This window comes from Latilactobacillus sp. VITA-14 (assembly GCF_046580785.1).
In the GTDB taxonomy this organism is placed as follows: domain Bacteria; phylum Bacillota; class Bacilli; order Lactobacillales; family Lactobacillaceae; genus Latilactobacillus; species Latilactobacillus curvatus.
In genome coordinates this window covers 23633-41885 of sequence record NZ_JBJKTM010000013.1, presented here as the reverse complement: position 1 = coordinate 41885, position 18253 = coordinate 23633, and the positions used below count along the sequence as shown (strand labels likewise).

Sequence of the window (18253 nt, the reverse complement as noted above, 5' to 3'; positions counted from 1 at the left end):
CAATGCGAGAATTTAACCGAGCAATGAAGTTCTTTTTCCATTATCTAAAGCGGTATAAACCTTCTTTTGCAATTATCCTCGTGATGACTGTGATTGCGACTTATCTTCAGGTGAAAGCACCCGAATATATCGGGGACGCGCTCAATGAGTTAGTCAAATATGCAACGAAATTTCAAATTTTAAAAGCCCAACATTTGCCAACCAGTGGGGCATCTAAAGACGCCTTCGTAGAGGTGATTGTATCGTTGATTTTATTCTACGTCTTTAGTTCAGCAGCGACGTTGGTATCAGGCGCGGTTTTCTCACGCGTTAACGCGTTATCAACCAACCGGATGCGGATTGGGTTATTCAATAAGCTCCAAAAAATGCAGATTAAATATTTCGACCGTCATTCAGATGGCGATATTCTCAGCCGCTTTACGAGTGACTTAGATAATATTTACAATGCGATGAATCAAGTGTTGAGCCAACTTGTATCAGGCACGGCGCTCTTAATTGGTTTATTGATTATGATGTTTAGAAAAGATGTGCAGCTCGCTTGGGTGACAATTGCTTCCGTCCCAATTTCATTCATCCTTGCTTGGATCATCATTAATAAAGCGCAAAAATACGTTAATGTGCAACAAGATGAAGTCGGGAAACTCAATGGCTACATTAACGAAAAAATCACGGGCCAAAAAGTGATTATTACTAACAGCCTTCAAGAAGAAACGATTGATGGCTTCATTGAACATAATGAAAATGTCCGCAAGGCGACTTTAAAAGGTCAGATTTATTCTGGGATGATCTTTCCGTTGATGCAAGGGATGTCGTTGGTGAATACCGCAATTGTGATTTCCTATGGTAGCTGGTTAGCGGTGAACGGTGACATTAAAAAGTCGATCGCTTTGGGATTAGTTGTAACATTCGTTCAATATTCACAACAATTCTATAACCAGATCGCACAACTTTCATCGAGTTACAGCATGATTCAATTGGCAATTACCGGTGCCCGCCGAGTGAATGAAGTGTTTGATGAAGACGATGAAGTGCGTCCAACCGACGGTGTGCAATTTGAGGGCATTGAACGCTCCGTGACCATGGAACATGTCGACTTTAGCTATTTACCAGGTAAGCAAATTTTGCATGATGTGAATATCGAAGTGGATAAGGGCCAAATGATTGCGTTGGTTGGTCCAACTGGTTCTGGGAAGACAACCGTCATGAACTTGATGAATCGGTTCTATGATGTTGATCAAGGCGCAGTCAAGATTGATGACATTGATATCCGTGAAATGGATTTGGATGCATTACGCTCGCACGTCGGCATCGTGTTGCAAGAATCCGTGCTTTTCTCAGGAACGATTCGCGACAACATTGTCTTCGGGAAACCCGATGCAACAGATGAAGAAGTGGTGGCAGCTGCCCAGCAAGCCCACATTCATGACTTCATCATGACGTTAGATGATGGTTATCAAACGGCTGTCAGTGAGGAAGATAACATCTTCAGTACCGGTCAGAAACAATTGATCAGTATCGCTCGGACGATTATCACCGATCCAGCGCTCTTAATTTTGGATGAAGCGACAAGTAACGTCGATACGGTGACTGAAAGTCATATCCAAAAAGCGATGGACAACGTTATCCAAGGCCGAACCAGTTTCGTGATTGCCCATCGTTTAAAGACGATTCTCAATGCGGATCGCATTATCGTCCTCAAAGACGGTCGCATCATCGAAGAAGGCAGTCACCAAGAATTACTAGACGAAAAAGGCTTCTACGCCGAACTGTACAACAATCAGTTTGTATTTGAATAGAGTGCGACAGCGAGCGTTTATATTTTGAGGACTAGCCTAGTCAGTCAAATGACCAATTTATTGGCCATTTAATTCAACCGGCAACTTGCCCAGTGCGCTGAGCGTCAATTGATGCGTTGCCCGCGAAATGGCGGTATAGAGGCGGTTGTGGCCGACAGTTGGCTCGGTATAATAGTCGTTGGCTAGATCGTACAACAAAACATTATCAAATTCTAACCCTTTAGCCAGCGTCAGCGGTAAAGTGAAGGCGCCGGTTTCGGGGAGGTTCGTTGTTTCTGTGGATAAGTGGTGGACATTTTTGAGGCCAGTCAACCGTTCGTCAAAATCACCAGCAGGTGTGATGATGGCTAAGGTCTGGTCAGTTGGTAGTTGGTCAATCTGAGCTTGGATTTGGGTGAGGTAGTCGTTAAAATCAGTCGCACAAATCGTCGTTGGCCGCTTGCCTGCTGGTTGAACGGCATGGACATCTGTTAAATCGGTGAATAGCTGACTAAATAACGTCGTGATTGCACCGGATGAGCGGTAACTTGTGCGCAGTGCCGCAGTTTGTAGTTGTGGAAAAATGGTGGGTAATTGTTCGAATTGTACTTTATGCGGGGTAATACTTTGATGCTGATCACTGAAAACCGTGAACTGTGCTTTGGGAAAAGTTGTTTAAAAAGAGATAACGTGCTTGCGTGATAGTCCTGCACTTCATCGATAAAGACCTGCTTAACGTTTGGGAAGACGTGATGCGTTAAATAAGCATAAATCTGAGCTGCAATAACAGCATCAATCGGTGTTTGACGGGCAATTATTTGATCAAAAGCAAGCCATTGATAACCGCTTAGCTGATCAGCTAAGTCTTGGTAATCATGACGGATCATTTTGCGTGCTAGCGGTGCTAGTGGTTCATCTTCGCGAATTAAGCGGTCGAATAAGCGCTGTTGCTCGGTTTCAGTGAGGCTTTCAAGTCGAGTTAAAGCATCTGCTGATTGGGCTTCATTTGTGATGCTTTCCTGTAGACAACTTGTGAGTTGTTGCTGAGTTGCTTGTATTCGTTTATCAAGCGGGGTATCCACTGGTGTTTTTAAGAAGAATTGGTAGCTTGTTGCGGCATCAATCGTCAGCGGTAAACCAGGGCTTAAAGATTGGAAATCGCTCGCCTGCAACGTTAATTGTGTGATGGTCAAAGTAGCTGGTTGATCAGCGATGGGGAGTGCGGCTAGATCAGAAGGTAACAATTGCGCCAATAGTTGTTGTAGGGTTAAGTTGACTGGTGTTTGTTCACCTAAGTCTGGTAAAACTTGGGCGATATAGTATTGAAATAGGCGATTAAGTGAAATCATCAGGACTTCGTTCAATGCGAGTTCTTTGCGTTGCCGATAGAGTAGATAGGCGATGCGTTGAAAAATGACCGATGTTTTACCACTGCCCGCAATCCCATCGATGAGTAAATGGTCAGTCGTTTGTTGCCGAATAATCGCGTTTTGTTCCTTTTGAATCGTCGTGGTAATGGCGCTCATTTGCGTTGTTTTGGCTTCTTTTAAAGTGGCTAATAACAAGGGATCTTCGATGGCAATCTGCGTATCAAAGAAATCGATTAGCTGATCAGCTTGAATTTGGAACTGGCGTCGTCGGTCGAGATTGACCGCAATGGCGCGACCGTTAGCTTGATAACTGGTGGGGCCGAATGTTTGCTGGTAATAAACATCGGCGATAGGTGAACGCCAATCGTAAATCACAGGATCGCCGGCTTAGTTTGTGAAGCTAGCTGAACCAAGGTAAAAATCTTCGGCGTCTATTTCCTCAGGAAAAGTCAGCGTGATTTTTGCAAAGTAGGGTTGCTCTAACAGCCGTAAGGTCTCATCATGACGTGCAACGAGCGAATCGGTTTTCAGGTTGAGCATATCGATTTCCTTGTTGATACTTTCTAAAGCAGCGAATGTATCAAGATTATCAGCGTATGAATCGAAATTGAGTTTGGCTTCACCGGTGATCTGCGCTTTGATGGTGTTGCCGTTTTTCTGGTTTTGCGATTGGGCATCATTGATGGCCGTCAAAGTGGTGGTTAATTGTTGATAAACAGTGGATAGATGCGCTTGTTCTTGATTGAAATCAGTCGTCATTCAAACAGCCCCTTTACAAAGTTGTTCCCCTAGTTTAGCAAGCACGTTCAAAAAAGGAGTGCGTCATCAACGGGTAGCTTCTGAGCATTTGCCTAACTTAGCGAATTGGCGCTGCAAGCACCGCTTTGCTAAGTGTAGCAAAGCACAGGAAGCTGTTGATGAAAGCACGTTCAAAAAGGAGCACTGACTGATAAGTCGGTGCTCCTTTTTGCGTTAGTCTGCTTTTATGATGGTTTCAATTAGATCAAAAAATCCAGCTGCATCAACGTCGTAGACGAGTTTAGCCGGACGTCCGTTTTTAGTTAAGAACGTGCGCCCGCCGGCAATTCCGTTTGGAATGACATCACATACAATGGCTTTTGTTTTAACGATTGTTGGATCAAGAAGGTAACAAGTTGTTAAAACGTCCCATAAATAATAAGTTGAATTAGTTTTGAAATGGACCAGTTGAGGAACAAAGGCGTAACAGGTGCCGATAAAGTCCATCATGGCATTGGCACGTTTGCTAGCCCAACGTTGGCGAATCGCCGGCGTTAAGGGAACATTATTCGTACTTTCGAGCCCGATTAATTCAATAGGGATTTGTGTATCGAAGACAGTTTTCACTGCTTCGGGATCCCAGAAGGCATTCCATTCAGCAGTACCATCAGAATCGGGTTCAGCAACGTTGCCTTGTTCAAGAAAAGAACCGCCCATCCAAAGAAGTTTAGCGATTTTATATTCGATGCTTGGATTGATGGCGAGTGCGCGTGCCAAGTCAGTTAATGGGCCGGTAAAGAGCAATGTGACGGGTTCGGTTGCTTGATTGAGTTTAGTGATTAGATCGAGATGTGCGGCTTCAGGACTCAGAGGCGTTTGAACGGTGCCACGTTCATTGAGCACGGGAAGTGCATCGACTGAGTAAGCGTCAGTTCGCCATTCTTTTGGAAAAGGATGGACTGCGCGTGAGTCAGAAGCGGCCACAGCTAACCGCGCTGATTGATCTGAAAACGTATCAATGATTTTACGACTCGCGCTAACGGCTGGTTCGACATATGAATCAGCGCCAATTACGCCGACGCCAAGTAGTTTGATTGTCGGCATTTGTAGGAGCAGAGTTAATGAAATCAAATCATCAACACCGCCATCATGATTAAAATAGACTTGTGTTTGCATGGTTCGCCTCCTGATTGTTCGTTATTTATCAATTAATATTAGCATTATCTATACTTCTTAGCAACAAATACAATATAAACGAACAATATTTTATAAAATGAAATCAATGTATTGATTTTATGTCGATAACGTGTTTATAATAAATTATCAAATTTATTGACGGAGGCTTATTTCATGAAAAAAAGTTTGGTCGTACTTTTCTCGACAGTCCTTGTATTAGGTGGCGTGTTAGCCGGGTGCGGGAGTCAAAAGACAGCATCAAAGAAAGCAACGCACACAGCCGCTTTAGTCACTGATGGTGGTGGGATTGATGATAAATCTTTTAACCAATCTGCCTGGGAAGGTTTGGAAAAATGGGGTGCTAGTCATGATCTTAAAAAAGGGGTCAATGGTTACAATTACGCACAATCGAGTTCTGATGCGGACTTTTTCCCGAACATTAATAAGTTAATCAAGGCAAAATACCAAACGATTTTTGCGATTGGCTATAAGTTAGATAACGCGGTCAGCCAATCTGCAAAGAATAATCCAAATGTTAACTTTGCAATCATCGATTCAAACGTTAAGAATCGGAAAAACGTCGCGTCCGTCAATTTTAAAACAGAACAATCATCATTCCTAGCCGGGGTTGCCGCTGCGAAAACCACTAAGACGAATAAAGTCGGCTTTGTCGGTGGAATTGATAGTGCCGTCGTGAAAACATTCGAAGCTGGTTTTAAACAAGGGGTGAAAGCCGTTAACCCAGCAATCACCGTTGATGTGAAATATGCTGGTTCATTTACGAAAGCCGATGTCGGCCAATCATTGGCAACCGCGATGTACAACAACGGCGCGGATGTTATTTATCACGCTGCTGGTGGCACTGGCGCTGGCGTCTTTACCGCTGCTAAGAACATTTCTAAGGGTGGTCAAAAAGTCTGGGTGATTGGTGTTGATCAAGATCAAAAAGCCGATGGGAAATATGATGGTGGCAACGTCACATTAGCATCTGCCGTTAAACAAGTTGGCACAGCAGTGGAAGATCTTGCTAACCAAGCTAAGAATGATAAATTCCCTGGTGGCAAAACCGTCACATATGATTTGAAAGACAAAGGCGTTGCCTTAGTGAACGACAATGCTTCCCCTGAAACATGGCAAGCAGTCAAAGAATATCAACAAAAAATTGAAGCAGGCACCATTAAAGTTGCTGCAGAATAACGACTATTGAATGCTAAAGGATGGCAGCAGTTATCAGCCATCCTTTTTGTATGCTTAATGAATGGAGCGTAAAAATGGCAAAAACTGTGATAGAAATGCAGCACATTACAAAACGGTTCGGCGCCTTTACCGCCAATGATGATATTTCATTAACCTTGCAACAGGGTGAAATCCTTGCCTTGCTTGGTGAAAATGGTGCGGGGAAATCAACCCTGATGGGTGTTTTGACCGGACAATTAAAGCCGACTGCGGGGCAATTACTGGTGAACGGACAAGCAGTGACCTTAAATGGCCCTCGACATGCAAAAGCCCTCGGGATTGGGATGGTACACCAACATTTCATGTTAATTCCGGCTTTTACGGTCTTAGAAAACATTATCCTGGGTGACGAACCAACTAAACAGGGCCGGATTGACTATGCAACGGCGCGGCAAAAGGTCACGGCTTTAGTCGATAAATACCAACTGGCGCTCGACCTTGATCGAAAAATCGCTGATATTTCGGTCGGGATGCAACAGCGGGTTGAGATTATCAAGGCACTTTACCGAGAAGCAACGACATTGATTTTTGATGAACCGACTGCAGCTTTGACACCGAATGAAATTCAAGCCTTGCTTGCCATTTTTGAGAAGTTAAAGGCGGAAGGGAAGTCGTTGATTTTTATCACGCATAAACTAAAGGAAATTAAACAAGTTGCTGATCGGTGCGTCGTGATTCGTGCCGGACGTGTGATTGATACGGTACTAGTCGCACAAACGGATCCGACAAAATTAGCGGAAATGATGGTTGGCCGTCCGCAACAAGCCCCCACACCGAAAATGGCTAATCAAGGCGCTGTGATGCTATCGGTGGAACGTGTCGTTGCTCGTGTTGCTAAACGCACTGTTCTAGATGATCTGGGATTGACCGTGCATGCGGGAGAAATTGTTGGAATTGCTGGGATTGATGGCAACGGGCAGAGTGAGTTAATTCAGGTTTTAACCGGACAATTAAAACCGCAGTCTGGAAAAATTGAATTAGGAAGTCAGTCATTATTGAAACGGACACCACGCCAAATTAGTGAACAAAGCTTAGGGTGCATTCCAGAAGATCGCCAGAATATCGGTTTGATTTTGCCACTGTCGATTGCTGAAAATTTAGCGCTGAAGGATTATTACCATCAACCGTATAGTCATCTAGGCTGGCTTAATTATCGGGTGATCAATCAAACGGCGCAGAAACTGATTAAACGATTCGACATTCGGACGCAATCTGAACAAACGCTTGCCGGAGAACTTTCAGGTGGCAATCAGCAAAAAGTGGTGGTTGCGCGCGAAATCGCCAAACAACCAAAAGTCTTAATTGCTGCCAATCCGACCCGCGGTGTTGATGTAGGTGCGATTGAATACATTCATCAGAGCTTGATTGAACAACGGAACCAAGGCTGTGGGATTTTACTTGTTAGTTTTGAATTAGATGAAATTTTAAAGTTAGCTGACCGAGTACTTGTAATGCACGCCGGTCAAATTGTTGGTGAAGTTGATCCACAAACCACAACGAGTCAGACGCTCGGATTATTAATGGCCGGGCAACAACCAGTAGGAGGGCGAGACGAGTGAATAAACAACAATCTTCAGGATTAATCATTGCAATCCTATCCGTTGTGGCGGGACTGTTAGTGGGCGGAGTTGTGATGTTGGTTTTTGGATATTCGCCTATTCAAAATTACAGTAACCTCTTTAATGGCGCATTCGGCGATATCTATTCGATTGGCGAGACATTACGCAATGCGACTCCGTTAATTTTGACAGCCCTTGGCTTTTCAATTGCGAGCAAAGCCGGCTTTTTCAATATTGGTGGGTCGGGTCAGCTATTAGTGGGCTGGTTTGGCGCGATTGTCTTTGCACTCCACTTTAAAAATTTAGCGGAGATTCTCTTGATTCTTGGCGCGATTTTAGCGGGGATGCTGCTCGGTGGCTTTTGGTCTTGGTTGGCCGGTTTTTTACGGGCATACTTTGGGACCAGTGAAGTGATCACAACCATCATGTTGAACTACATCGCATTGTATTTCGTCAATTTTGCGATTAAACGTTGGTTGGCGCCAAAAGGCAGCGACTCATCGGCCAACATTGTCCCTAAAGCAAGCTTGCGGACCCCTTTTTTGGAACAGATTACCAATCACTCAACGTTTCACTGGGGCTTTTTCATCGCGTTAGTCTTGGTGATTGTGATGTGGTGGTATTTGAAACGGTCGAAGACTGGATTTGAAATTAAGGCAGTTGGATTGAACGAACAAGCTGCACGTTACGCGGGGATGAATACGAAACAAACGATTATGTGGGCAATGCTATTATCTGGACTACTAGCTGGGTTAGCGGGGGCTGTCGATGGTCTAGGGAATTATCAAAATATCTCCGTTTCAAATGCCTTACCAGATATCGGCTTTAATGGAATGGCGGTCGCGTTATTAGCGAATGGGCATCCAATCGGGATTATCTTTGCGGCGATTTTATTCTCTGCTTTACAGATTGGTGGCTTAAGCATTTCCGTCTACTCAACAACTCCGACAGAAATCGTCAATATCGTGATTGCATCGATTATCTTCTTCGTGGGTGTGCGCTTCTTATTTGAACAATTACTCAATCACCGCTTACTGAAAAAACACGCGTTGATGAAAGAGAGGCTTGAAAAATAATGACAATCACAATGATTTTAATGACGATTTGTGCGACCACGTTAGTTTACGCGGCGCCATTGATTTTTACAGCCTTGGGTGGTGCTTTTTCAGAGCATAGCGGTGTGATTAATGTTGGTTTAGAAGGGATCATGATTGTTGGGGCTTTCAGCAGTGCCGTCTTTACCCTTCAATTTAGTACGGTTTTTGGCGGATTGACGCCGTGGATTGCCTTATTGGTTGGTGGACTGTTTGGTGCACTGTTCTCCTTATTACATGCTTTAGCGACCGTAACATTGCGCGCTAATCACATTATTAGTGGGACGGTGTTAAACCTATTGGCGCCTGCATTGTGTGTCTTCTTAACCCGTGTGCTGTATAGCGGTAAGGGGCAAACGCCGGTGATTAATCAAAGCATCGGTAACTTCACATTCCCCGGCTTGGCCCAAATTCCAGTGATTGGCCCCATTTTATTTACGAAGACGTCGTTAGTGGCTTACGCTGCGGTTTTGGTCGGCATTATCAGTTGGTATGTGCTGTATAAAACACGATTTGGGCTGCGCTTGCGGTCAGTCGGTGAAAATCCAGCGGCAGCCGATACACTGGGCATCAATGTGAGTCGTTACCGGTATATCGGGGTCATGTTGTCTGGTTTGTTAGGCGGCATTGGTGGCGCGGTGATGGCGCAGTCGATTACGTTAAACTTCAGCGTAGCGACGATTTCAGGTCAGGGCTTCATGGCATTGGCGGCGATGATTTTTGGTAAGTGGCATCCAATTGGCGCGACAGGTGCATCGATTTTCTTCGGACTCGCACAAAGTTTGCCGATTATCGGCGGCTACATCCCAATACTGGCCGGTGTGAATAGTGTCTGGTTCCAGATTGCACCATACGCGATTACGATTATTATTCTGGTGATTTTCTTGGGCAAGGCCGTCGCACCAGCAGCGGATGGCGAAAATTATATTAAGAGTCATTAAAAGATCATTCAAAAAGGCGAACACAATTGCTTGTGTTCGCCTTTTTAGGCTAATCCTCAGCGGATAACCATTTGCAGTCGCACGCTATTCTAAGTAGTCCTCTTTTAATTGTTTGATTTCTTCTGGTTTGAGGGCCATTGCCTTTGATAGGTAGTTTTCGATGTTGCCGTATTCTTGATTAATCGTGTCGCGGACAAGTTCTAGATTAGCCTGTGTAATGCTCTTAGCGTTCATTGAAGCGACCTGGCTATCGTTACTTGAAATTCGGGTTGGGGTTGCTGAGCTGAGGCCTAGGACCTCATTTGAGAGGACATAGTCGGCAACGATTGTTTTCCAGTCGACGCCGAGAGCACTTAGAATTAAAAAAGTTGCGACACCAGTGCGATCTTTACCGGCTGAGCAATGGTAAAGGACTGCACCGTTTGTATCGTGATTATTTAATAGTACGGTAAATAAATCGCGATAAGCTGCTTGAGCATGGGAGTCGGTGACCAATTGTTGGTACATCCGGCCCATACTTGATCGTTCGGGAGTAGCAGCTTCTTTTTTACCAAAAAGCCGCATTAGGCCTTTTTTGGCTGGCTTTTTAGGGGTATCGGCTTGGTCAGTGAATGGAAATACCGAAAGACGATGGTAGGTTAGTTGGTTGTCATCAAATGGGTCGGGGGCGACCTTGATTTCATGACGTGAACGGAAATCGACATCGTAAGCAACACCGTAATTTAAGAGATCCTCAATATCAGTTGCGGTTAGCGCGTTCAAACTACCTGAACGTAATAATTTGTGCCATTTAACGGACTTGCCATCAACCGTTTGGTAACCGCCTAATTCGCGTAGGTTATAACTTCGTGTTAAATCTAGAACCCGTTGTTGTTCTTGCATGCCAATCCATCCTTTATAATCAGTTATTTCTATTGTATAACGAAGCTGGGTGGTGTGCACCCTTATTTTAAATGTTCGTGATTCATTCGTACACGATATTGATGAAAATGAATTTTCAATAAGAGTTTATTGACGTTTGCAGAAAAATCTGCTAATATTTTATCAAATTTTAAACTGGTTATCGATTAAAGATAATACGAACAATCGATGGGTCGGCGGTTAATTTAGTTCACAAATTGGAGGAAGATTATGTCTGCATGGGAATCAAAGTTTACAAAAAAAGGGTTTACGTTCGATGATGTTTTATTAATACCTGCGGAGAGTCATGTACTCCCCAACGAAGTCGATTTAGGGGTGCAACTTGCAAAGAATATCAAGTTAAACACACCAATTATGAGTGCTAGCATGGATACCGTTACGGAAGCACCCATGGCAATCGCTATGGCGCGTCAAGGTGGTTTAGGCGTGATTCATAAGAATATGAGTATTGAACGTCAAGCAGATGAAGTCTTGAAGGTTAAACGTTCAGAAAATGGCGTTATTATTGATCCATTTTATTTAACAGCGGATAAACCCGTTAGTGCTGCTGAAGATTTGATGCGTAAATATCGTATTAGTGGTGTCCCAATCGTTTCAAATCTCGATGATCTAAAATTAGTCGGCATTATTACGAACCGTGATTTACGTTTTATCTCTGATTTCTCTGCTGAAATCGGAACCGTGATGACGCACGAAGCACTTGTAACCGCACCTGTCGGCACTTCTTTAGAAGAAGCTGAACAAATCCTCCAACAAAACAGAATTGAAAAGTTACCTTTAGTTGGTGATGACGGTCGCTTAGCCGGATTAATCACAATTAAGGATATTGAAAAAGTGCAAGAATTCCCGAATGCGGCTAAGGATCAATATGGTCGCTTATTAGTTGCTGCCGCTGTTGGCGTCACAAGCGATACTTTTGAACGGGCTGCAGCCTTATTGAAAGCAGGGGCTGATGCGATCATTATCGATACTGCGCATGGTCATTCAGCTGGTGTGTTACGTAAGATTAGTGAAATTCGCGAACGCTTCCCTGAAGCAACCTTGATTGCTGGGAATGTCGCAACTGCAGAAGGCACAAAAGCCTTGTATGATGCTGGGGTTGATGTCGTTAAAGTGGGGATTGGCCCTGGTTCAATCTGTACAACTCGGATTGTGGCTGGTGTCGGTGTACCACAATTAACAGCCATCTACGATGCTGCCAGTGTTGCCCGCGAATATGGCAAAACCATCATTGCTGATGGTGGGATTAAATATTCTGGGGACATCGTTAAAGCTCTTGCAGCCGGTGGAAACGTTGTGATGCTTGGTAGTATGTTAGCTGGGACTGACGAAGCACCTGGCGAATTTGAAATCTATCAAGGACGTCGTTTCAAAACATACCGTGGGATGGGCAGCTTGGCTGCTATGTCGCATGGTTCATCAGACCGTTACTTCCAAAGTGGTGTGAATGAAGCCAACAAGTTAGTCCCAGAAGGCATCGAAGGTCGTGTGGCTGCCAAAGGCGCACTCGGCGATGTAATTTACCAATTACTTGGTGGCTTACGTTCAGGGATGGGCTACGTTGGTGCTGCTAATTTACAGGACCTACAAGATAATGCACAATTTGTCCAAATCTCAAATGCTGGTTTGACAGAATCACATCCACATGATGTGCAAATTACCAAAGAAGCACCTAACTATTCAGCACGTTAATTCAAATCATTTCTATCAGGGTTTAAGTCGAGCGTTTTGCACGACTTAAATCCTTTTTTTGTGGTTAAATGATGGGGAGGATTTAAAGAATTCTTTAACCCTAAGTAGAAGATAGTTTGTTACAATGAAAGCGAATCATGCAAAATGATGTTAAATTAAACGAGGTAACGATTATGAAAATTCTAATTGTAGACGATGATAAAGAAATTGTTGAATTATTAAGTATTTATGTTAAAAACGAAGATTACGAACCCATTCAAGCCTTCACGGGTAAAGAAGCCCTGACTAAAATTGCCACGAATCCCGATATTGATTTGATGATCTTGGATATTATGATGCCGAATATGAGTGGTATCGAAGTCATTAAGGCGGTCCGTAAGGATTCACAAGTGCCCATTATTGTGGTGTCTGCCAAGACAACTGATATGGACAAGATTCAAGGCCTCCTAACCGGTGCAGATGACTACGTTTCAAAACCATTCAATCCATTAGAAGTGATGGCGCGGGTGAAGTCATTGTTACGGCGGAGCCAACAACAAGTGGCCAACGAAGTGCCGGATGTCTTAGAAGTTGGTCCGCTTATCATTAAGCGCGACTCACATGAAGTGACGACGATTAATAACAAGCAAATCCAACTCACCGCACTTGAATTTGGGATTTTATACTTACTTGCCAGTCACCCCAACCGGGTCTTTTCAGCGGACGATATTTTTGAACGGGTCTGGAAACAAGAAAGTATCGTCTCTGCCAAGACGGTCATGGTCCATGTAAGTCATTTGCGCGACAAAATTGAAGAAGCAACCGATGGTGAAAAAGTGATTGAAACCGTCTGGGGTGTTGGGTATAAGGTAGAAGTTTAATGGCTGACTATCAAGGAGAAAAGAACCTGCAAAAAGTGGCACTAACCGCTAAGGAAAAGAGCGAACTCTTTGCCGAGGGTATCATCACGGTTATTTTGTTATTACTATTAAATTTATCAATCATGGTGCTGTTACAACAGGCGATTGTGAATAATCCGCAACTAAGCGGCGGCGTATGGATGATTAAAAACGCCATTACAATTGGTCCGAATGAATGGCATATTTGGAGTTGGCAAAATTGGTTTGTCATCTTGATGGGGGTTGCCGATGTGTTAGTCGTCTATTGGCGGCTTATTCGGCGTTACCATCAAATGCAGATGTGGCACGTGATTGGTGAGTTGCATTACATTGCCGATGGTCATTTGGACCACCGGATTAATTTGCGTGTCAACCGTGATTTGCAACGCGTGATCGATAGTGTGAACACGCTGGTTGATAGTACTGTGCGTTCAATGGAAGAAGAACGCAAGATTGAAAAGAGTAAGGACGAATTGATTACCAATGTCAGTCATGATTTGCGGACGCCGCTGACTTCAATCATCGGATATCTTGGTTTAATTGAAGATAATCAGTATCAAACCAAGGAAGAACTAACCAAATATACGCATACCGCTTTCGTGAAGGCGCAACAAATGAAGGTCTTAGTCGAGGATTTATTTGAATACACGAAGGTGCGGCAAACATCGACCCCCATTACCAAGACAACGTTTGATATGGAGCAGATGTTAGATCAATTAGCGGCCAGTTTTGAGTTAGAAGCGAATAAGAAGGGGATGCAGATTAATGTAACTTGTAATCCTGCACCACTGATGATGGAAGCCGATACTGAAAAGCTTGGTCGAGTCTTCAATAATTTAATTGCTAATGCTTTGAAATATGGCAAGGGTGGCAAACAAATTACGTTGGCGGCTGAAAAAATCGGTCAAGAGGCGATTATTAAAGTGTCAAATGATGGTCAACAAATTCCAAGTGATTCATTGAACCAACTCTTTGACCGCTTTTATCGCGTTGAAGCATCGCGTTCACAAGAAACAGGTGGCACTGGACTTGGGTTAGCAATTACCCAAAGTATTGTCGCGTTACATGGCGGTTATATTTATGCTGATTCGACGCCAGAATTAACCAGTTTTGTGATACACTTACCTTTGAAGTTAGGTCGGCGGATTGATCCTCAAACTGCTGGCGCAAAATCAGTTAAGGAGTAATGTTGTGTTTAAAAAATTAGTACAATATGTAATGGTCGGCCTATTGGTAATTGCACCCGTGGGCGGTCTTTTGAGTGCCCAGACTACCAAAGTCGCAGCGGCAAGTACGCCGGTGAGTTTGCCGACCGCCCCTCAAATCGATGCGAGTGCAGCAATTGCGCTCGACCCAGCAACTGGACAAGTCTTATACGAACAAAATGCGGATCAGGCGTTGCCAATCGCTTCGATGACAAAGATGATTACAGCCTACATCGTGTTAGCGCAAATTAAGCAAGGTAAGTTAACGTGGGAACAAACGGTGAAGCCCGATGATCTCATTTATCAATTGAGTCAAAATAAGGATTTAACGAATGTGCCTCTACAAGCGGACGGACAATATACCGTCAAGGCACTTTTCCAAGCCATGATGGTCGCTTCGGCGAATGATGCAGCTATGATGCTCGCCAACCAAGTGGCCGGTTCACAAAAGGATTTTGTCGATTTAATGCGGCAAAAAGTGGCGGATTGGGGCATTCAAGACGCACAACTTTATTCAGTGTCCGGCTTGAACAATGAATTCCTCGGCGCTGAAGTTTATCCAGACAGTCCGGCTGATGCTGAAAATGAAATGAGTGCGGCAGATGTCGCACTTGTAGCGCAAAAGTTGTTGGCTGATTATCCTGAAATTCTTGAAACAACCAAGCAAGCGCATTTTACATTTGGCGCCCAAACAAGTGATGAAACGGCCATGTCAACGTGGAACTTAATGTTACCTGGCGAAAATAATGCACCGCAAGACTACGTGGTCGATGGTTTAAAAACTGGGACAACGGACAAAGCAGGCGATTGTTTTACCGGAACTGCGACGAAAGATGGGCAACGGATTCTAACAGTGGTGATGCATGCCAATGGTGAAGATACAGGTCGGCGGTTCATTGAGACCAACAAGCTAATGCAATATGTCTTCGATGGTTGGGAACAAAAACAATTAGCACAAGCCAATCAGAGTCTCGCACCTTATAAGACAGCGACGGTTAAATATGGTCGCCAAAAGACAGTGCAATTGATTACGAACAAAGCTATTTCAATGTGGGTGCCAAAAGGAACCACAGCAGCCAACATTGACTGGCATTACCAAGCAGTCAAAGGTGGTGCAAAACGCCAATTGGAAGCACCTATTAAAAAGAATGTGCAAATTGGTCAAGTGATGCCCCAATTGAACGGTGTCACTACGCGGTATATCGGACAAGCGCCACAATCACAATTACGCACTAAAACGGCGGACCCCAAAGCCAATTTATTTGTTTTAATCGGTGAAGGGATCAAAGAATTTTTCACGAACCTATTTTAGTTGGAATCGAAACGCGACACTTAACGGTGGCGCGTTTTTTTATGGCTACGATTATAAGCCGGTTCAAGCGCAGCATGATTAAATCGTGCTATAATTAAAACAATTCACAAGGATTTTGAGGAGGACGAAAATGGCTTTAACATTAGATGCATGTACGTTAATTCTAAAAGAGCATCATTTATTGAAAAGTGTGGCGCTTAATGGTGACCCGACTTTAAATATGACCGGAATCGCGTATGATTCACGGCAGGTAACTGAGGACACGCTCTTTTTCTGTAAAGGGAATTTTCGTCCCGTCTATTTAACAAATGCAAAAGAATTAGGGGCCGTAACATATGTTGCCGAACAAGCGATTGTTGAAGGCAACGGGATGAACGCCTTAATCGTCACGAACGTCCAAAAAGCGATGGCGGTTTTATCAGCGGCTTTTTATGATTACCCACAAGATGATTTATTTATCGTGGCTTACACTGGGACCAAAGGCAAGACAACTGCGGCCTACTTTACTCAATCGATTTTACAAGCGACGACCCGTCAAAAAACAGCATTATTTTCAACAATTGATCGTGTCTTAGGGCCTAAACCAGAAGATCGCTTCAAATCGAATTTAACGACACCAGAAAGTTTGGATTTATTCCGCGACATGCGCAAAGCAGTTGAAAACGGGATGACGCACTTAGTGATGGAAGTTTCGTCACAGGCGTATAAGAAAAACCGAGTGTACGGCTTAACGTTCGATGTTGGCTTCTTCCTAAACATTTCGCCTGATCACGTCGGACCAAATGAACATCCTAATTTTGAAGATTATTTACACTGCAAATTACAATTATTGGTCAACTCACGACACTGTGTGATTAACGCGCAAACGCAATATTTTGCGGATGTGTATGCTGCAGCAACTACGACGACTGCTCCGGAATCAATTTACTTATTTGCCGAAACGGATTATCAACCTACAATTCCGGTGGCGGTTGATTTCCGCTTTGAAAATCTAGAAACGGGCTTAGCAGAAAGTCGGTTTAAAGTTACCGCGGCTTCTGAACGAGCCATTCAGCTTGGTGTTTCTGGTGATTACCAATTGCGTTTAATTGGGGATTTCAATGAAAGTAACGCGACAGCTGCAGTGATTGGTGCCGGTTTGGCAGGGGCGGATTTAATCGCAGCTCAACAAGGGATTCGCGACTTGCAGATTCCAGGACGGATGGAAACCTTAGCCGTTCCAGGACATGGTCAAGTATATGTTGATTACGCGCATAATTATGCCAGCATGAAGGCGCTCTTGAGTTTCTTGCAAAAGGAATACAATCAACCACGCCTACTAGTTGTTGTCGGTAGTCCTGGCGATAAAGGTGTTTCTAGACGTGCTGGGTTTGCGCAAGTCCTTAATGAATATGCAGATCGGGCCATTTTGACGACTGATGATCCAGGATTTGAAGATCCAGCAGCCATTGCCGCTGAAATTTTGGCCGGGATTGACCAGGATAAGGTGACAACCACCATCGAAATTGATCGTCCAACAGCGATTGAACAGGCGATTACGGAAAGTAAACCGGGCGAAATTGTTGTCTTAGCGGCTAAAGGGGCCGATGCTTATCAGAAAGTACGCGGGGTCGATACACCATATCCAACTGATATGGTGATTGCCAAGCAAGTGGCTGCTAAGTTAAGCTAATCAGCGTGTTTCTTAAAGATTTTTAAATCAGATATGGATTTAATTGCTATTCTGAGGTGTGTCTCGTAGAATAAAGATGAATCAATAGGAGTTGGAGGGGTTATTATGAAAAAGATGGTTACAGTTAGTACAGTTTTGGTATCAGGACTACTATTATTAGGGGCTTGTGGTCAAAGTAGTACGGCAAATCAAGATGCTGATGCCAAGCAAAGTTCAACCACGGCTAGTCTCAAAGCACGTGAAAGTAGCGTTGCAAAACGCGAAAGTGAACTTTCAAGTAGTGCAAGCCAATTAAAAGCGAGCTCCAAAGCGGCGATGGCATCTTCAACTAAAGTAGAGTCCCCACAAGCAAGTTCATCAACTGCAAGTGTTGCTGAATCATCATCAACTGCTACAACGGCAAGTAGCAGTAGTCAATCTGCGAGCCAATCTAGCAGCAGTGCAACAACGACTACCACGACACCACAACAAACAACTGCCGTAGATGGCAACCAAGCGATTAAATTGGTGGTTCAACAAGTTGGCTCACAATTTGGTCAAACCGCATCGTATTTGAATAATGGCTTAATCACACGCGGTGGACAACAAGGCTATCTCATTAATACTTACGTACCAAACGAAGATCAACCACGGGCAGGTTATTTTGTTGTCCAAGCAACAGGTGCAGTGGAACAAATCTGGTAA

At 44.0% G+C, this 18253-nt stretch carries 16 protein-coding genes; 11 read left to right on the top strand and 5 right to left on the bottom strand.

Translation table 11 applies throughout. The features are described from left to right. Positions 1-2 precede the first annotated feature (2 nt). Positions 3-1796, top strand: a complete 1794-nt coding sequence (locus tag ACF1X7_RS06735; protein ID WP_069468451.1) for an ABC transporter ATP-binding protein — start codon at positions 3-5, stop codon at positions 1794-1796. A gap of 57 nt (positions 1797-1853) precedes the next feature. On the opposite strand, the gene ACF1X7_RS06730 is transcribed toward ACF1X7_RS06735, so the two are convergent. The 4 genes from ACF1X7_RS06730 to ACF1X7_RS06715 form a co-directional block, all read right to left on the bottom strand. After that, positions 1854-2108: an ATP-binding domain-containing protein gene (locus tag ACF1X7_RS06730; RefSeq protein WP_411162586.1), complete on the bottom strand. Its 255-nt coding sequence runs from the start codon at positions 2106-2108 to the stop codon at positions 1854-1856. Between the two features lie 158 nt (positions 2109-2266). Then, positions 2267-3520 carry a UvrD-helicase domain-containing protein gene (locus ACF1X7_RS06725; RefSeq protein ID WP_411162585.1) on the bottom strand — a complete coding sequence of 418 codons (1254 nt, stop codon included), beginning with the start codon at positions 3518-3520 and terminating at the stop codon, positions 2267-2269. A 12-nt stretch (positions 3521-3532) separates the two neighbouring features. Beyond that, complete coding sequence (locus ACF1X7_RS06720; protein WP_411162584.1) at positions 3533-3904, bottom strand: hypothetical protein; 372 nt, start codon at positions 3902-3904, stop codon at positions 3533-3535. 213 nt (positions 3905-4117) lie between these two features. Further along, on the bottom strand, positions 4118-5059 hold the full coding sequence (locus ACF1X7_RS06715; RefSeq protein WP_039098305.1) for a nucleoside hydrolase: 942 nt from the start codon (positions 5057-5059) through the stop codon (positions 4118-4120). A 174-nt stretch (positions 5060-5233) separates the two neighbouring features. Here ACF1X7_RS06715 and ACF1X7_RS06710 point away from each other — a divergent pair, with 174 nt between their 5' ends. The 4 genes from ACF1X7_RS06710 to ACF1X7_RS06695 all read left to right on the top strand — a co-directional run bounded on the left by ACF1X7_RS06710 (position 5234) and on the right by ACF1X7_RS06695 (position 9889). Beyond that, entirely contained in the window at positions 5234-6256 is a 1023-nt protein-coding gene (locus ACF1X7_RS06710; RefSeq protein WP_064776877.1) for a BMP family protein, read from the top strand. Between the two features lie 74 nt (positions 6257-6330). Then, complete coding sequence (locus ACF1X7_RS06705; protein ID WP_411162583.1) at positions 6331-7854, top strand: ABC transporter ATP-binding protein; 1524 nt, start codon at positions 6331-6333, stop codon at positions 7852-7854. Next, on the top strand, positions 7851-8930 hold the full coding sequence (locus tag ACF1X7_RS06700) for an ABC transporter permease (protein WP_411162582.1): 1080 nt from the start codon (positions 7851-7853) through the stop codon (positions 8928-8930). The genes ACF1X7_RS06705 and ACF1X7_RS06700 overlap by 4 nt, the downstream gene beginning before the upstream one ends. Further along, complete coding sequence (locus ACF1X7_RS06695; RefSeq protein WP_411162581.1) at positions 8930-9889, top strand: ABC transporter permease; 960 nt, start codon at positions 8930-8932, stop codon at positions 9887-9889. Before ACF1X7_RS06700 ends, ACF1X7_RS06695 begins: the two co-directional genes overlap by 1 nt. A gap of 84 nt (positions 9890-9973) precedes the next feature. On the opposite strand, the gene ACF1X7_RS06690 is transcribed toward ACF1X7_RS06695, so the two are convergent. Beyond that, positions 9974-10771, bottom strand: a complete 798-nt coding sequence (locus tag ACF1X7_RS06690) for a tyrosine-protein phosphatase (protein WP_039098310.1) — start codon at positions 10769-10771, stop codon at positions 9974-9976. 249 nt (positions 10772-11020) lie between these two features. Here ACF1X7_RS06690 and guaB point away from each other — a divergent pair, with 249 nt between their 5' ends. From guaB to ACF1X7_RS06660, 6 genes are all read left to right on the top strand, one after another. Further along, on the top strand, positions 11021-12502 hold the full coding sequence (guaB, locus tag ACF1X7_RS06685) for an IMP dehydrogenase (RefSeq protein ID WP_004265151.1): 1482 nt from the start codon (positions 11021-11023) through the stop codon (positions 12500-12502). Positions 12503-12675: 173 nt separating this feature from the next. After that, on the top strand, positions 12676-13362 hold the full coding sequence (locus ACF1X7_RS06680; RefSeq protein WP_411162594.1) for a response regulator transcription factor: 687 nt from the start codon (positions 12676-12678) through the stop codon (positions 13360-13362). Continuing rightward, the gene (locus tag ACF1X7_RS06675) at positions 13362-14567 is read left to right on the top strand and encodes a sensor histidine kinase (RefSeq protein ID WP_039098312.1); all 1206 of its coding nucleotides are present in this window, start codon (positions 13362-13364) and stop codon (positions 14565-14567) included. Before ACF1X7_RS06680 ends, ACF1X7_RS06675 begins: the two co-directional genes overlap by 1 nt. A 4-nt stretch (positions 14568-14571) precedes the next feature. Beyond that, entirely contained in the window at positions 14572-15897 is a 1326-nt protein-coding gene (locus tag ACF1X7_RS06670) for a serine hydrolase (protein ID WP_411162580.1), read from the top strand. A gap of 130 nt (positions 15898-16027) precedes the next feature. Then, complete coding sequence (locus ACF1X7_RS06665) at positions 16028-17569, top strand: UDP-N-acetylmuramoyl-L-alanyl-D-glutamate--2,6-diaminopimelate ligase (protein ID WP_065825206.1); 1542 nt, start codon at positions 16028-16030, stop codon at positions 17567-17569. Between the two features lie 105 nt (positions 17570-17674). After that, the gene (locus tag ACF1X7_RS06660) at positions 17675-18253 is read left to right on the top strand and encodes a hypothetical protein (RefSeq protein ID WP_039098314.1); all 579 of its coding nucleotides are present in this window, start codon (positions 17675-17677) and stop codon (positions 18251-18253) included.

Excerpts from the sequence above, each read along its gene's own strand:
- guaB (WP_004265151.1), top strand. The coding sequence starts at position 11,021 with ATGTCTGCATGGGAATCAAAGTTTACAAAAAAAGGGTTTACGTTCGAT.
- ACF1X7_RS06680 (WP_411162594.1), top strand. The coding sequence starts at position 12,676 with ATGAAAATTCTAATTGTAGACGATGATAAAGAAATTGTTGAATTATTA.
- ACF1X7_RS06690 (WP_039098310.1), bottom strand. The coding sequence starts at position 10,771 with ATGCAAGAACAACAACGGGTTCTAGATTTAACACGAAGTTATAACCTA.
- ACF1X7_RS06695 (WP_411162581.1), top strand. The coding sequence starts at position 8,930 with ATGACAATCACAATGATTTTAATGACGATTTGTGCGACCACGTTAGTT.
- ACF1X7_RS06675 (WP_039098312.1), top strand. The coding sequence starts at position 13,362 with ATGGCTGACTATCAAGGAGAAAAGAACCTGCAAAAAGTGGCACTAACC.
- ACF1X7_RS06665 (WP_065825206.1), top strand. The coding sequence starts at position 16,028 with ATGGCTTTAACATTAGATGCATGTACGTTAATTCTAAAAGAGCATCAT.
- ACF1X7_RS06735 (WP_069468451.1), top strand. The coding sequence starts at position 3 with ATGCGAGAATTTAACCGAGCAATGAAGTTCTTTTTCCATTATCTAAAG.
- ACF1X7_RS06660 (WP_039098314.1), top strand. The coding sequence starts at position 17,675 with ATGAAAAAGATGGTTACAGTTAGTACAGTTTTGGTATCAGGACTACTA.
- ACF1X7_RS06720 (WP_411162584.1), bottom strand. The coding sequence starts at position 3,904 with ATGACGACTGATTTCAATCAAGAACAAGCGCATCTATCCACTGTTTAT.
- ACF1X7_RS06705 (WP_411162583.1), top strand. The coding sequence starts at position 6,331 with ATGGCAAAAACTGTGATAGAAATGCAGCACATTACAAAACGGTTCGGC.
- ACF1X7_RS06710 (WP_064776877.1), top strand. The coding sequence starts at position 5,234 with ATGAAAAAAAGTTTGGTCGTACTTTTCTCGACAGTCCTTGTATTAGGT.
- ACF1X7_RS06715 (WP_039098305.1), bottom strand. The coding sequence starts at position 5,059 with ATGCAAACACAAGTCTATTTTAATCATGATGGCGGTGTTGATGATTTG.